Origin of the sequence: Fructobacillus tropaeoli (genome assembly GCF_001047135.2) — a bacterium.
In the GTDB taxonomy this organism is placed as follows: domain Bacteria; phylum Bacillota; class Bacilli; order Lactobacillales; family Lactobacillaceae; genus Fructobacillus; species Fructobacillus tropaeoli.
Window position 1 is genome coordinate 69,434 of record NZ_DF968078.1, and the last position, 13,888, is coordinate 83,321.

The following is a 13,888-nucleotide window of genomic DNA, read 5'->3' on the forward strand; positions in this document are numbered from 1 at the left end:
AAACATATAAAATTTTGTCAATCTGACGCTGCTACAAGTCGCCTTCAATAATCATGTTACAATCAATCTTCCGTAAAATTTTGCATAAAAAAACGAAGCAACACACATTTCGTGTGCTACTTCGCTTTATCACCTTAGAAATTGTTTTCAATCTCTTCGATGTGTTTACTTTTCGTCTTGACGACGCTTGTTCACCTTCGAAAGGAAGAATCCGGCTACGGAAGCTACCAAAGCTTCAGCAACAAGTGCTCCTTCATGGTTCTTTTCTGTTTCACCAGTTTGTGGCAAAACAGGAGCCGTCTTAACAGTTGGTACGACCGTTTCAGGAGTCGTTGGTTGCTTTTCAGCATATTGCTCCTGGACTTTTTGTTGGTATGCAGCTTCAAGCTGAACCGTACCGTAATCCAAACCAGCAGCAATTTCGTCAGCGTTCAAAGCAGCGTTAACTTGGGCCTTAGCCTTAGCAACTGCATCAGCTACCAACTGGTAGTCCACTTCCTTTTGTGCTTGAGTCAAACGACTATCATTAGCGATTTGCGTCCGAATCTGAGCGGCCTTCTGATCGATGGCTGCAATAGCATCAGACTTGTGTTCAGCCAATGGCTTACCTTGCTGGTGAAGATTCTTAGGGGCATCCAAAGCTTGATTGACCACATCCAAACGGTCTTGGTACTTCGTTAATCCAGCAATTTTGGCCTTCGTTTCAGCAACAAAACTGTCAATGGTATGCTTTTGAGCGGCCTTTTCGGCGGCCTTAAGGGTCACATCAGCATCAACGTCAGCCTTAACCTTAGAAGCCTGGTCATCAATCTGAGCGTTCAAATCTTCTTCTTGTTGAGTAGGCGTTTTCGTTGCAGTAACGTGTCCTTGGTTAATTTCCTTAACAGCGGTTGAACCATCTGGAATGCCATTAACCGTTGGAACATCCTGACCATTATCAACATCGATAACAGCTTGCTTCAAAGCAACGTCAACAGCATCATTTTGAGCTTGCTTTTGGGCAGCCTTTTGAGCATCCGTCAAGTAGTTGTTATTATTAATATCATTATTTGCCTGAGCAACCTGAGCATCCAAATTGCTCTTGGCTGCGTCAGCTGTGGTTTGCAAGGCTTTTTCAGCATCCTCTTGCCGGTCAGGCAATGGCTTTCCAGCCACATAGCTACCAGCAATTGTTCCCTGTGTCTTGGAAACCGTATCGGCGATTACCTAAGCTGAACCATTTTCAATGGCTGCCTTAGCATCTGAAACGGCCTTATCACATTAGCCGTTTGGTTCGCCTTTTCCTGTGTTGTCAGGTTTTTATCCTCACTGATTTTCGCCTTAGTTTCCGCCGCAACTTGATCAATTTGCTTGTTAGCGTTATCACGCTGGGTGGCAACAAGGGTTACCCCATTATCTGAAGTAGCCGTTGCAATGGCGTTGTCCAAATCAGTGCTACCAGCTAAGTTATTAACAGTCGTCGCATCGGTCGCCTGATCAATTTGGTCGGTAATTTTCTTTAACACATCATTAACTTGAGCAATCCGTGTCGCTTTGTCAGCATCTGTCAAATTTTGGTCATTGTTAATAGTCGAAATGGCACTGTTAGCCTTATTTGTCAACGTGGTATAGAATGCCGGCCTTGCCGTGTCCAAATCAGTTAAGTTCTTAATACCAGCAGCTTGTGCTGTATTAATATCATAGGCACTTGTTTTAGCCCCAATATTATTCTTAGCAGTGGTTGCAACTGTATCGATTGCACTCTTCTGAGCTGACTTTTGGGCATCCGTTAAGGTGGTATTATTATCAACCAATGCTTTTGACTTTGCTGCTTGGGCGTCAATGGCATCTTGGGCATTCTTAATTTGCGTTGCCAAAGAAGTTCCTGGTTGGTAAGCCGTTGCAATGGCGTTATCTTGCGATGTATCCGCGATTGCAGTGGCCACATCATCAGAATCTGTTGCTTTATCTAAGTTACCTTTAATAACCGCAACAGCATCGTTAACCTGTTTTGATTGAGCATCCTTTTGAGCTTGAGTCAACGTCGAATCATTGGCAATTTCGTTTAAAATCTTGTCGACATTGTGAGCGTCCTTATATTGTTGCAAGGCAGTTGCCCATTGCTGGTCAATTGGGACAGCGTTTGCCGCGCTTTTAGCCGCTACCTCCTTATCAATATCTTGTAACTTGTTAACAAAATCATCGTCAGTTGTGACTGCAGTAACCTTAGCCTGTTCAGCCGCTTTTTGCTTATCCGACAATTTTGAATTAGTGATAGCATTCGTTGAGTTTTGCTGCATTTGTTTAATCAGCGCTTGGTTAAACTTCAAACCGAAATCGTTATAACCCATCGTCCGAACCGTTGAGAAGATGGCGTGATAACCAGTCGTTCTAGTATCAGACGAATACATTACTGAGATTTCATCATCTTGTTGAATCTTGACAGGGTTAATCTGAATTGAAATTGTTGATGTACCTCCGACATAGGTACCAGCGTTAAACTGATTACTATAGACACCATTATCGCCAGGTGTCAACGTTCCAGGCAGATTATTCGCCGCCATCAAACTTGGTGTACCCGTTGTCTTTGCCGCCAAAGAATTTGAGAATCCTAAGTCAAGATAAGACGTTCGTCCAGCACCAGAAGTCGTCAATGTTGGCACATTCATACTAATTGTCAACGTATACAAACCAGTTTGTGAATTATAATTCAAACTAGTAAACTGCAAATTTGTTTGTTGTTGCAAAGTTACAATTTCGCCTTTAGCATAACCCCAAGTTTATTGCGTTGCCAATGGCACCGATGAGTTTTGTGGTAATTCCTTATAACGCTTATAGTATTCTGTATTTTTACCGAACCAATAGTTGGTAGATGTATCCGCCGCATGCGCCGTAATATTTTGTCCAAAGTCAATTGGTACATGGCCAGTGATGACCTGGGTCGCACCAACCAAAGCAAAGGTTGCCATTCAGGCGACTAATCATTGCTTTCCAGACTTGTACATCTTGAAATGCGTTCTTTCTTGAAATTTATTTACTCTAGTTTCCACGTTTGATACCCCCAGGAAATATTAAAATGATTTACAAATACAATTATAGCTTAAATTTCAAATGATTACAATAAGATTACGCTGTTTTTTAGAATGATTTTCAAATCTTTTATCATTCATTTTTCATTTAAAAATGAAAGCATCCAAAACGAAAATCCCTTAATAGCAGTCCCTTTTGCTAAAATATTTCCTCAAATCCAAATAATAGGATGATTATTATTCTAGACATCATTCAATAATATATCTCATAATTATTTTGAGCTCTTCTAAACCACCAGTTCTTTGTAACACCAAAGTCACACTTATTTTCGTAACAATGTAATACTTTTTAGAATAAATAATCTCGTTCCACTTCATCTTTGAAACTGATTTCGCATTGGGCTATCATTATTAAACAAAAAAGGAAGTAAAGCCCCGCAGCTAAGAATCCTGCGGAATTTTACTTCCTATTTATTGATCAAGATTAATTTTTAGTCAGTCAAACCAAGGCGCTTAAAGATATTATCAACCTGGCTCAAGTGATAGTGGTAATCGAAGGCGTCGTCGATTTCTGCCTGTGACAAGTGGGCAGTAATCGTCTTGTCCCCTTCAACCAAGTCCTTGAATGAACGGCCTTCATCCCATGACTTAGCTGTCAAAGGTTGAACCAAGTCATAGGCTGTTTCACGAGCCATTCCGGTTTCAATCAACTTCAACAACACACGCTGGCTGTAAATCAGACCGTGCGTCAAGTTCATGTTTGACTTCATGCGTTCTGGGAAGACCGTCAACGTGTCGATGATCTTCATGAAACGGTTCAACATGTAGTCCAACAATGACGTACTGTCTGGCAAAATCATTCGTTCGGCTGATGAATGTGAGATATCACGTTCGTGCCACAAAGGAATGTTTTCGTAAGCAGTCACCATTTGACCACGAACCACGCGGGCCAAGCCACAGATATTTTCTGAACCGATTGGGTTACGCTTGTGTGGCATTGCTGAAGAACCTTTTTGGCCCTTAGCAAACTTTTCTTCAACTTCGTGGATTTCAGAACGTTGCAATGACCGAATTTCCACGGCGAAACCTTCCATGCTTGAAGCAATCAAAGCTAAAGTAGCCATATAGTCGGCATGCAAGTCACGTGGCAAAACTTGTGATGAAATTTCCTGCGCGTGCAAACCTAAGCGTTCGCAAACATACTGTTCAATTTCAGGTGGAATGTTGGCAAAAGTACCCACGGCACCAGAAATCTTACCAGCTTCAACACCACGGGCGGCCTTCTTGAAGCGTTCCAAGTTGCGTTCCATTTCAGAATAGAAACGAGCAATCTTCAAACCAAAGGTTGTTGGTTCGGCTTGGACACCGTGTGTCCGGCCGATCATGACCGTGTCCTTGTACTCAATTGCCTTTTTCTTCAAAACGGCAATAAAGTTTTCCAAGTCTTCTTCCAATATGGCATTGGCTTGCTTCAAACGGACACCATATGAAGTATCGACAACATCCGTACTCGTGATTCCGAAGTGAACCCACTTCTTTTCTTCACCCAATGATTCCGAAACTGTCCGAGTAAAAGCAACGATATCATGGTGTGTGACCGCTTCAATTTCTTCGATGCGCGCAACATCAAAGGTGGCATTCTGACGAATCTTTTCAACATCCTCAGCTGGGATTTCACCCAACTTTGACCAAGCTTCATCAATGGCAATTTCAACATCCAACCAAGTTTGGTACTGGTTTTGCAGTGACCAAATATCACGCATGGCTGGTCGACTATAACGGTCTAACATTATGACTCTCCTTTTTTATCAAACGTGCAAGAGTATTATAGCAAGAATTCGGGTATAAATACGAACTATTTATTAAATAAATCATTTTTATGCAGAATCCGAACGTTAAAACCGAACCAATCCCTGATTTTCCCTTGATTTTCTGAACGTTTCCCCGTATACTAACCTTTGGTCAAAAATGGCCAATAAATGATAAAAGAGGTAAACCATGTCTTCAATCGTGATTGCCGGCGCCCAATGGGGTGACGAAGGAAAAGGTAAAATTACAGACTTTCTGAGTCAGAAGGCCGACTTCGTTGTCCGCTATGCGGGGGGCGACAACGCTGGCCATACATTGGTCATCGATGGTAAGAAACTCCACGTGCAGTTGATTCCTTCTGGAATCTTCTTGCCACAGGTCACCAACGTGATTGGTACCGGTGTTGTGGTCAACCCAGAAACACTATTTAATGAAATTAACTATTTAAAGGAAAACGGTGTCACCGTTCATAACTTGAAGGTTTCTTCAAGAGCCCAAGTGATTATGCCTTATCATCCCCTTTTTGATGCTTTGCAAGAAGGTTTAAAGGAAGAAAAGATTGGAACGACCCACAAGGGAATCGGACCTGCCTACCAGGATAAGTTGGATCGAATTGGGATCCGCATTGCTGATTTGCTTGAACCAAAGGTTTTGGAAAAGCGCTTAAATCAAGCACTGAAGGTGAAGAACTTGTTCTTGACCAAGGTTTATGACCGCGAACCCCTTGATTTTGATGAAATCTTCAACCAATACAAGGAATACGGCGAAAAGTTGCGTCCCTTTGTGGCCGACACTTCCTATTTAATTAACGAAGCTTTGGACAACGACAAGCGCGTTTTGTTCGAAGGCGCCCAGGGCATCATGTTGGACATCGACCATGGTACTTATCCATTCGTTACATCGTCTAACCCAATTGCTGGTGGTGCTGCCGTCGGTGCCGGAATTGGTCCAAACCGGATTGACCAAGTTGTTGGTGTTGCCAAGGTCTATTGCTCTCGTGTTGGTGAAGGTCCCTTCCCAACTGAATTGTTCGATGAAGTTGGCAATACCATCCGCGACGTCGCCCACGAATATGGCGTTGTCACGGGTCGTCCCCGCCGAATCGGTTGGTTGGACACGGTCGCTTTGCGTCATGCCAAGCGTGTTTCTGGCTTGACACAGCTTTCCTTGAACTGCTTGGATGTCTTGTCTGGCTTTGAAACCGTTAAGGTGGCCACACACTACAAGTTGGATGGCCAGGTCATCGACCACTACCCTGCTTCCGAAGCTGATTTGGAACGCTGCGAACCAGTTTATGAAGAATTGCCTGGTTGGTCAGAAGACATCACCAAGGCCAAGTCACTTGAGGACTTGCCTGAAAACGCTCGCAACTACTTGAAGCGCGTGTGCGAAATCGTTGACTTGCCTTTGGCAACCTTTGCCGTTGGTCCAGACCGCGATGCCACAAACGTCTTAACTGATTTGTGGGAAAGCAACTAAAGAACTACTTGGCGACAGTGTCCTGCCGGCCTGACCGGTATGGTCGGACTGCAAGCTCTGTCGCCTTTTTCTTTGCTGATATTGCTTTAATCTAGTCTTGCTAGACTAAAGCACCAGCAGAAACGGAGATTATGTTATGAAAACCTTTGATTACGATGCTATTCGTCTTTTACCTAAAAAATCAGTCTTGAAGTCTCGCCGTGAAGCCGATACTTCTGTAACTCTTGGAAACCACACCTTCAAGTTGCCCGTTATGCCAGCCAACATGGCCACGGTTATCGATGAAAACTTGGCCGAATGGTTAGCTTCCAATGGCTACTTCTACGTGATGCACCGCTTCCAACCCGAAACGCGCTTTGACTTCGTTCAAAACATCCAATCTAAGGGCTTGATTGCGTCCATTAGTCTTGGGATTACGGATGGCGAATACGCCTTAATTGATCAATTCAAGGAAGCACAAATCACACCGGACTACATCACCATCGATGTTGCCCACGGTCATTCCGACTATGTCATCAAGATGGTGACTTATATTAAGGAAAACTTGCCAGATGCCTTCTTGATTGTTGGTAACTTGGGAACACCAGAAGCCATCGTTGAAATCGAAGCTGCCGGTGCCGATGCAACCAAGGTCGGAATCGGACCTGGTAAGGCCTGCATCACCAAGGACAAGACTGGCTTTGGAACCAATGGGTGGCAATTAGCCGCCATCGCCCAATGCGCCCAGGTAGCCACTAAGCCAATCATCGCCGATGGTGGTATCCGCCACAACGGCGACATCGCTAAGTCAATTCGCTTTGGCGCAACAATGGTCATGGTCGGTTCAATGTTTGCCGGTCACGATGAAACGCCTGGTGACTTGATTGAACAGGATGGCAAGACTTACAAGGCTTACTTTGGTTCTGCTTCAGCTTACCAAAAGGGTCACTCCCACAATGTGGAAGGTCGCAAGTTGTTGGTGCCTTACAAGGGCCCTATCCAAAACACTTTAACCGAAATGGAAGAAGACATCCAGTCAGCGATTTCTTATGCCGGTGGTCGTGATTTGAACAGCCTTAAGACAGTCGACTACGTTGTCCTAACTGACTATTAATCTATCTCTTCCTCGACCTCGCCTCGCTGATGCTAAGTACACTGGCGACGAAATGATGAAAGCAAAAAATGATTGCAGCCCCTATGGCTACAATCATTTTTATTTTATCTATATTAATTTTGCAAGAACTTTAAGATGTCTTGATCAACGGTCTGATTTTCATGAAGCTTTGAGTGTTGACCACCTGCCCCTTCAATCAGCGTTTCCTGATAAGTACTTGGCTGACGTACAAAGTACTTCAAGGCCTTGGACGAATTGTTATAAACGGTCGTATCAGAGGCGGAACCACCAGTCGAATTACCGTAGATATTCAAGACCTTCGTCGAGTGGTTTTGATAGTAAGCCGTCAGACCCGCTAAGCGGTTAAAGATTTCGGTCTTCGTTTGCGGCTCACCTTCGGCACTTAACGGTGAATTTGACTGCGGGTTAGCTAAAATCAGCCCGTTGTACGTCCCGGCAATCGAGATTTGGCGGACCACCTTCGGCAGGTCGTGACCATTATCAGCTGCATTCATCAGGTAAAAAGCAATCGCCATATTTCCCATCGAATGACCAATCAGGTTGACGGACCGAATTCCTTGCTGACTCAGCTTGGTCATAATGGTCGTGACCCACTTGGCCGTTTGGTTAAAGTCTTGGCTCTTATTGTTATCAAACTGGACCAAGATAATCGGATTTTTGTCACCGGGGGCAATCGTCTTATCCATGGTGACTGTGCCGTCTTTGGCAACCGTTACATTAATTCGTCGGTTGGAATAATCATGGTCCACCAAGTACTGGCTCATCGACTTTTCGGCATTGCGGCTGGAACCATAGCCGTGAAAGAAGACCGTGGCCTCCTTTGGTCGCTGGCCATTCTGCTCGGACAAGGTTGGACTCATTTTGGCACCAACCAGATAAAAGACCACCCCGATTGCCACTAGCGCAACCAGAATGCCCCAAAACACCTTCTTTTTAAACACTGAAACTCCTTCCAAGATTCCTCATTTGATGTCTAAAATTATACCGCTCTTATCAACGAAAAGTAAGCTTTTAAAGTTCGAACCCCTTTTATTTCACAGCTGATTTTCTTTATAATGGCGTGGTAGATTCAATTTTCAACCGAAAAACAAATTGGAGGTTTTTAAATGACAACAAGCGCGATTAAATGGTGGCAAAAGGCCGTCGTTTATCAGATTTACCCTCGTTCTTTTCAGGATTCGAACGGCAATGGGATTGGTGATTTGAAGGGTATTCAGGAGCGTCTGAGTTAGGTTTCCAAATTAGGAGCGGACGTGATCTGGCTCAATCCAATCTACCAATCACCCAACAAGGATAACGGCTATGATATTTCGGATTATCAAGCCATCAACCTAGAATTTGGGACGATGCAGGACTTCGATAATTTATTGGCCGCTGCACACGCTCGCGATATCAAAATCGTGATGGACTTGGTGGTCAACCATTCATCTGACCTGCACAAATGGTTTATCGAAAGCCGGTCAAGCAAGGATAATGACAGGCGCGACTTTTACATTTGGCGCGACCCCGTTGATGGTCATGAACCAAACAACTGGTCCTCTTTCTTCTCGGGTTCAGCCTGGAAGTTTGACGAAAAAAGTGGTCAATACTACCTCCACCTCTTCGCTGAGGGTCAACCTGATTTGAACTGGAAAAAATGACGAACTCCGCGACCAAGTTTATCAAATGATGAACTGGTGGGTCGACAAGGGAATCGATGGCTTCCGGATGGACGTGATTTCGATGATTTCAAAGCCAGGTGGATTGCCGGATGCACCATTGCCCGACGGCAATACCTACGCTAATCCGGTTTCATTGACCGCTAACGACCCTCACGTGCACGAATACTTGCGGGAAATGCGACAAAAGGTGTTGAACAATGCTGATTTGATGACCGTTGGTGAAACTTCTGGTGTCGACATTAAACATGCCCGCAAGTATGCTGGCATCGACGGCAGCGAACTAAACATGGTCTTCCAGTTCGAGCACACGGGTCTTGATGACAACCCCAACCCAGCACTGGGCAAGTGGGATAACCAGCCGGTTTCATTGGTCAAGCTCAAGGACAACTTGAGCAAGTGGCAAACGGAACTGGAGGGCAATAGCTGGAATACCCTTTACTGGGATAACCACGTTCAGCCTCGCATCGTCAGCCGCTTTGGGAACGATTCTGCCGAATACCGAGTAGTTTCAGCCAAGATGCTCGCCACCCTTTTGCACTTCATGCAGGGAACGCCTTACATCTACCAGGGTGAGGAATTGGGGATGACTAATGCCTATAACCTGGGCTGGGACGATTTCGATGATATCGAAATTATCAACGGTGGGAAGTTCATTGTCGACAAGGAAAAATTAGTTGACAACGACACCATGCTCGATTACGTCCACTATAAGGGACGTGATAACGCGCGGACACCAATGCAGTGGACGGCCGGAAAAAAACGCCGGCTTCACCGACGGTACACCTTGGCTGAAGTTGAATGACAACTTCGAGACCATCAATGCGACCGCTGCTTTGGCCGACGATAATTCGGTCTTTTACCACTATCAAAAGCTGATTCAGCTCCGCCATGACCTTGACCTCATTACTACCGGTCACTACGAATTGATTGACCCGGCCGATGACCAGGTCTACGCGTACAAGCGAATTGGTGACGACCAAGAACTCTTGATTATTAACAACTTCACCGACCAGTACCTAGAACGCGATTACCCCGTTCCTGCCGATGCCCAGTTGCTCATCAGCAATTACCAAGATGACTTGGGTCTCAAATTGCGACCATACGAAGCTAAGACCTATTTGTATAACCGCTAAAGATTTAACAAAGACCCTCCACCTACATGAAACGAACAAAAAGAACCAAAGATACGACAAATTGTCGATCTTTGGTTCTTTTGCTGTGGTCGCGATTTGATAGTTGGTCGAGGAAAGCTCGCCTCCCAGCAAATCAGTTCTCTTATTTCATTGAGGCTTCCAAGAGGTTGCGGACGTCTGTCGTCGTCATCTTCACAAAGGCATTTTGATCCAAGTGATTAACTTGAACCGCACTCTTAGCCATGGCATCAAAGTCCTGGTCCGTCTCAATGCCAACACCAGGCAATGTCGTTGGTACATCAAGACTAGCCAACCATTCCCGGGTCTTTGCGATTGTCTGGGTGGAAACAGTATCATCATCCCCCGTCAAGTCCCAGACATTCCGTCCCAAGGAAACAAAATAAGGCTTTGTCTCTTCTGAATAGATAAAGCCTAACCAGTGTGGCGTCAAAATTCCCAGGCCAACACCGTGAGTGATGTCATAATAGGCTGACAATTCGTGTTCGATTGGGTGCACTGACCATGAATTGACATTGCCTGTCCGTGGCAAGCCGTTCAAAGCCATGGTTGAGGCCCACATCAAATTAGCTCGAGCATCGTAGTTATCGGGTTCACGCAAGGCAACTGGCGCCCACTTAATCACAGTCCGCATAATCCCTTCAATCAAGCCATTGCGAACATCGTTTTCGTAACCCTTTTGGTCAAAGTATTGTTCCGTCAAATGACTAAAGATATCAATTGATCCGGCTGCCGTTTGCCACTTTGAAACTGAGAACGTCAAACTTGGATCCAGGAAGGAAACGGCCGGTGTATTCGGACCAACGGTTCCCAACTTTTGTTTCGTTTCTGGGTTGGAAATCACAGAACCAGTGTTCATCTCAGTTCCGGTAGCCGCCAACGTTAAAATGTCGACAACGGGCAACTGGTCAATGGCAAAGCGCTTCTTGGAATCCAAAACCAAGTCCCAAGGGTCGCCGTCATAGAACTTGGCAGAAGCGATGACCTTTGAAGCATCGATAACAGACCCACCACCAACGGCTAAGATGACATCGATATCGTTGTCTTTCACTAATTTTTGTCCCTCACGGACTGAGGCAATCTTTGGATTGGGCTCAATCCCAGACAATTCTGTCACATCCAAACCTGCCAGCGCCTTGATCGCGCGTTCGTACAGACCTGATTTTTTAATTGAACCACCCCCGTAGGTTACGAGCACCTTTTGACCAAATTGGGCAATAGCAGCCTGTAATTCAGTGTCCAAGCGATCTTTCCCGAAACGAATATCAGTTGTGTTCTTAAATGTAAAATTTTCCATTTTTGACAGAACTCCTTTTTAAACATACAAGCAGACCATTTGTAATTTAAATAGCCTGTTTGCTCGACTTAAACCCTCTGAAAGGTTTGTGCATCCATTTTAGAGGAACAAAACCCATCTGTCAATTTTCCATATACCACTCTTGATCATTACGGCAGCGACGGGCAATTGGCCAGTAGTTAACAATAGCTGATTTTAACAAAAAAGCTCGCTAACACTCAGTGATAGCGAGCTAATTTTATTAAAGGTCACCGTTCAAGAAATGATTCTTTCCCTCACCAAATGACCAGTCTTCAGCGTGGTTGCTGATAAAGGAGATAATGACATCTTCCCGGCGAACGCCGGCTTTATCAGCCAAGACGGCCACCAATGACTTCGTGAATTCCTTCTTGGCCTTCACTGGACGTGGCGTTGACAATACCGTAAAGAACAAAACCTTGTCTGAACGGTCATAGCCAAGACCAACATCTTGAAAATTAATTTCATAGTCTTCGTGTTGCGTCACGATTTGGAAACGGTCACGGTCTGGTAATGACAACGTTTCCTTGGCAACGTCAAAAGACAGTTGCATGATATTCTTAATTTCTGCGGGTTCGTACTGACCCTTAATCAAGTCAATTTTCATTAATGGCATGCGCATTTCTCCTCATGTGGCTCTGCTAATAGACTAATCCTAGCATAAAAGCCCGGTAGGCACAATCGCGAGTGTGATGAACACTGACAAAGCTTACTGCGACGCTGACGACGGGCGGTTTTGCCCTACTCGCGCCTAGTAGACAGCAGGCATTCTCACACAGCATGCTGAGGGACCCCTCGTGCAGGCCGGTTGGCTTGCCTATCCAGCAATCAACTGACACAGCAAGATGCGGAGCCCTTCATGTAGTCCGCTTTACTCGCATAACTGGCAATCACAGCCAAAATCATCACTGGACTTGGTGCAGGTGAATTTGCCCTTGGAGCTTTTCATCCGTCAAGTTGCCCAACTGGTCGAGCATCTTGTTCAAGAAATCAGCAGGACCAGCGACACCTTCGGCCACCGCCAGTTCACCGGCAACGGGTAGAGCAGCGGTCGCATAGGCCAAATCAGCCAAGTCCATGCTTTGACTAGCGAAAGCGCCCAACAAGCCGTCTAGCGCGTCCCCCATCCCAACATTGGTTGCCAATTGGCTAGCCGAGTTATCAATCTGGTAGACCGTCTGACCGTCTGAAACCAAGTCCTGAACACCGGTTGCGACCACCACGGCACCAAGCTTTTGAGCCGCCTTCTGAACGATTTCAACTGGGTCAGCCGTACCGCTACCAGCATCGATACCGTGGCTTTCCCATGCCACTTCAGCCAAAGTCGCGACCTCACCGAGGTTACCGCGCACGATGCTCACCTTGACTGATTCCAAGAGTTCCTTGGCCCGCTTTGACCGCAATGGCGTTGCACCAACGGCAACGGGATCAAAGACAACGGGAAGGCCCAATTCGTTGGCCGTCTTCCCACTATTAATCATCACCTTTTGTGAATTTTCGGAAGTTGAGCCCAAATTCAAGGTTACAGCGTTGGCAATTTTCGTCAAATCAGCAGCATCCAGCGGATCTTCGAGCATAATTGGTGAAGCGCCGATATAGGCAATGGCATTGGCCACCAATTGGGGGGTAACGCTATTGGCTACGTTCAAGACGATGGGCTGGTTCTGACGAACGGCAGTTAAGATTGTTTGACTCATTTTGTCACTCCTCGTAATTTCTGAACACTTCGTTGAATATCATCGCTAGCGGTAATAGCCGAAATCACGGCAACACCGGCAATCGGTAACTCTGCTAATTCCTGGCAGTTCTCTTCATGGATACCACCAATGGCCACAACTGGCAGCGGACTCTTTGACGCAACCGCCAAGACACCGTCTGGCCGAATGGCCTCCTTGACCTTTTCCTTACTGGTCGTTGCAAAGGCCGGTCCAACACCCAAGTAGTCAACGACTGCCAAATCAGCTTCACTGGCAGCCAGCTCCTTCAAGTCGTGGACGGATAGACCAAGCAGTAAATCAGGGGCGACTTCATGGATTGCTCGCACCGGTGTATCGCCTTGACCAACATGCAGGCCATCCGCTTGAATGGCCAGTGCCAAAGGCAGGTCGTCATCGACATACAAAGGCACGTTAGCCGCTTTCGTAATGTTCCTGATTTTCTGGCCCAACGCCACCTTTTCCGCTTGGTTCAACTTCGAGTGGTCCTTTTCACGGTACTGGACAGCCGTTACGCCGGCGTCACAGGCCTCTTGAACCACACGGATCACTTCGTTTGGATCGTCATTGACGTTTTGGCTCCCCACAACGAGATAAACCGTTAATGATGCAGGATCAAAATTCATTATCTTCTCC

At 45.7% G+C, this 13,888-nt stretch carries 12 protein-coding genes and 1 pseudogene; 3 read left to right on the forward strand and 10 right to left on the reverse strand.

Features of this window, described 5'->3' with window-relative positions:
• Nucleotides 1-165 precede the first annotated feature (165 nt).
• The 5 genes from AOQ32_RS00315 to purB all read right to left on the reverse strand — a co-directional run bounded on the left by AOQ32_RS00315 (nt 166) and on the right by purB (nt 4,798).
• Complete coding sequence (locus AOQ32_RS00315; protein WP_059393065.1) at nt 166-1,155, reverse strand: LPXTG cell wall anchor domain-containing protein; 990 nt, start codon at nt 1,153-1,155, stop codon at nt 166-168.
• A 47-nt stretch (nt 1,156-1,202) separates the two neighbouring features.
• Nucleotides 1,203-2,726 (reverse strand): DUF1542 domain-containing protein, encoded by a 1,524-nt coding sequence (locus tag AOQ32_RS00320; protein ID WP_059393066.1) that lies wholly within the window; start codon nt 2,724-2,726, stop codon nt 1,203-1,205.
• 33 nt (nt 2,727-2,759) lie between these two features.
• Nucleotides 2,760-2,948, reverse strand: a complete 189-nt coding sequence (locus AOQ32_RS00325) for a hypothetical protein (RefSeq protein ID WP_059393067.1) — start codon at nt 2,946-2,948, stop codon at nt 2,760-2,762.
• A gap of 12 nt (nt 2,949-2,960) precedes the next feature.
• Entirely contained in the window at nt 2,961-3,029 is a 69-nt protein-coding gene (locus tag AOQ32_RS09160; protein ID WP_420889741.1) for a KxYKxGKxW signal peptide domain-containing protein, read from the reverse strand.
• 470 nt (nt 3,030-3,499) lie between these two features.
• A complete protein-coding gene (purB, locus tag AOQ32_RS00335) occupies nt 3,500-4,798 on the reverse strand; it encodes an adenylosuccinate lyase (protein WP_059393068.1) in 1,299 nt (432 codons plus the stop codon).
• Nucleotides 4,799-5,006: 208 nt separating this feature from the next.
• Here purB and AOQ32_RS00340 point away from each other — a divergent pair, with 208 nt between their 5' ends.
• Both AOQ32_RS00340 and AOQ32_RS00345 read left to right on the forward strand, forming a co-directional pair.
• Nucleotides 5,007-6,296 (forward strand): adenylosuccinate synthase, encoded by a 1,290-nt coding sequence (locus AOQ32_RS00340; RefSeq protein ID WP_059393069.1) that lies wholly within the window; start codon nt 5,007-5,009, stop codon nt 6,294-6,296.
• A gap of 136 nt (nt 6,297-6,432) precedes the next feature.
• A complete protein-coding gene (locus AOQ32_RS00345; protein WP_059393070.1) occupies nt 6,433-7,389 on the forward strand; it encodes a GMP reductase in 957 nt (318 codons plus the stop codon).
• A gap of 113 nt (nt 7,390-7,502) precedes the next feature.
• Here the strand turns inward: AOQ32_RS00345 and AOQ32_RS00350 are convergent, their stop codons facing one another.
• Complete coding sequence (locus AOQ32_RS00350) at nt 7,503-8,351, reverse strand: alpha/beta hydrolase (protein WP_059393071.1); 849 nt, start codon at nt 8,349-8,351, stop codon at nt 7,503-7,505.
• 165 nt (nt 8,352-8,516) lie between these two features.
• Between AOQ32_RS00350 and AOQ32_RS00355 the strand changes: the two are divergent.
• Nucleotides 8,517-10,204: pseudogene (locus tag AOQ32_RS00355) on the forward strand (glycoside hydrolase family 13 protein).
• A 142-nt stretch (nt 10,205-10,346) separates the two neighbouring features.
• Here AOQ32_RS00355 and AOQ32_RS00360 read toward each other — a convergent pair.
• The 4 genes from AOQ32_RS00360 to thiE form a co-directional block, all read right to left on the reverse strand.
• On the reverse strand, nt 10,347-11,519 hold the full coding sequence (locus tag AOQ32_RS00360) for an iron-containing alcohol dehydrogenase (RefSeq protein WP_059393072.1): 1,173 nt from the start codon (nt 11,517-11,519) through the stop codon (nt 10,347-10,349).
• A gap of 241 nt (nt 11,520-11,760) precedes the next feature.
• Nucleotides 11,761-12,153 (reverse strand): tautomerase family protein, encoded by a 393-nt coding sequence (locus AOQ32_RS00365; RefSeq protein WP_059393073.1) that lies wholly within the window; start codon nt 12,151-12,153, stop codon nt 11,761-11,763.
• Between the two features lie 289 nt (nt 12,154-12,442).
• Nucleotides 12,443-13,234, reverse strand: coding sequence for a hydroxyethylthiazole kinase (gene thiM / locus AOQ32_RS00370; protein WP_059393074.1), 792 nt, complete (start codon nt 13,232-13,234; stop codon nt 12,443-12,445).
• Nucleotides 13,231-13,878, reverse strand: coding sequence for a thiamine phosphate synthase (gene thiE, locus AOQ32_RS00375; protein ID WP_059393075.1), 648 nt, complete (start codon nt 13,876-13,878; stop codon nt 13,231-13,233). The genes thiM and thiE overlap by 4 nt, the downstream gene beginning before the upstream one ends.
• Nucleotides 13,879-13,888 lie beyond the last annotated feature (10 nt).

Bases quoted from the DNA above. Each gene is read 5' to 3' on its own strand.
- AOQ32_RS00325 (WP_059393067.1), bottom strand. From the start codon at position 2,948: ATGGCAACCTTTGCTTTGGTTGGTGCGACCCAGGTCATCACTGGCCAT.
- purB (WP_059393068.1), bottom strand. From the start codon at position 4,798: ATGTTAGACCGTTATAGTCGACCAGCCATGCGTGATATTTGGTCACTG.
- AOQ32_RS00340 (WP_059393069.1), top strand. From the start codon at position 5,007: ATGTCTTCAATCGTGATTGCCGGCGCCCAATGGGGTGACGAAGGAAAA.
- AOQ32_RS00345 (WP_059393070.1), top strand. From the start codon at position 6,433: ATGAAAACCTTTGATTACGATGCTATTCGTCTTTTACCTAAAAAATCA.
- AOQ32_RS00360 (WP_059393072.1), bottom strand. From the start codon at position 11,519: ATGGAAAATTTTACATTTAAGAACACAACTGATATTCGTTTCGGGAAA.
- AOQ32_RS00365 (WP_059393073.1), bottom strand. From the start codon at position 12,153: ATGCCATTAATGAAAATTGACTTGATTAAGGGTCAGTACGAACCCGCA.
- thiM (WP_059393074.1), bottom strand. From the start codon at position 13,234: ATGAGTCAAACAATCTTAACTGCCGTTCGTCAGAACCAGCCCATCGTC.
- thiE (WP_059393075.1), bottom strand. From the start codon at position 13,878: ATGAATTTTGATCCTGCATCATTAACGGTTTATCTCGTTGTGGGGAGC.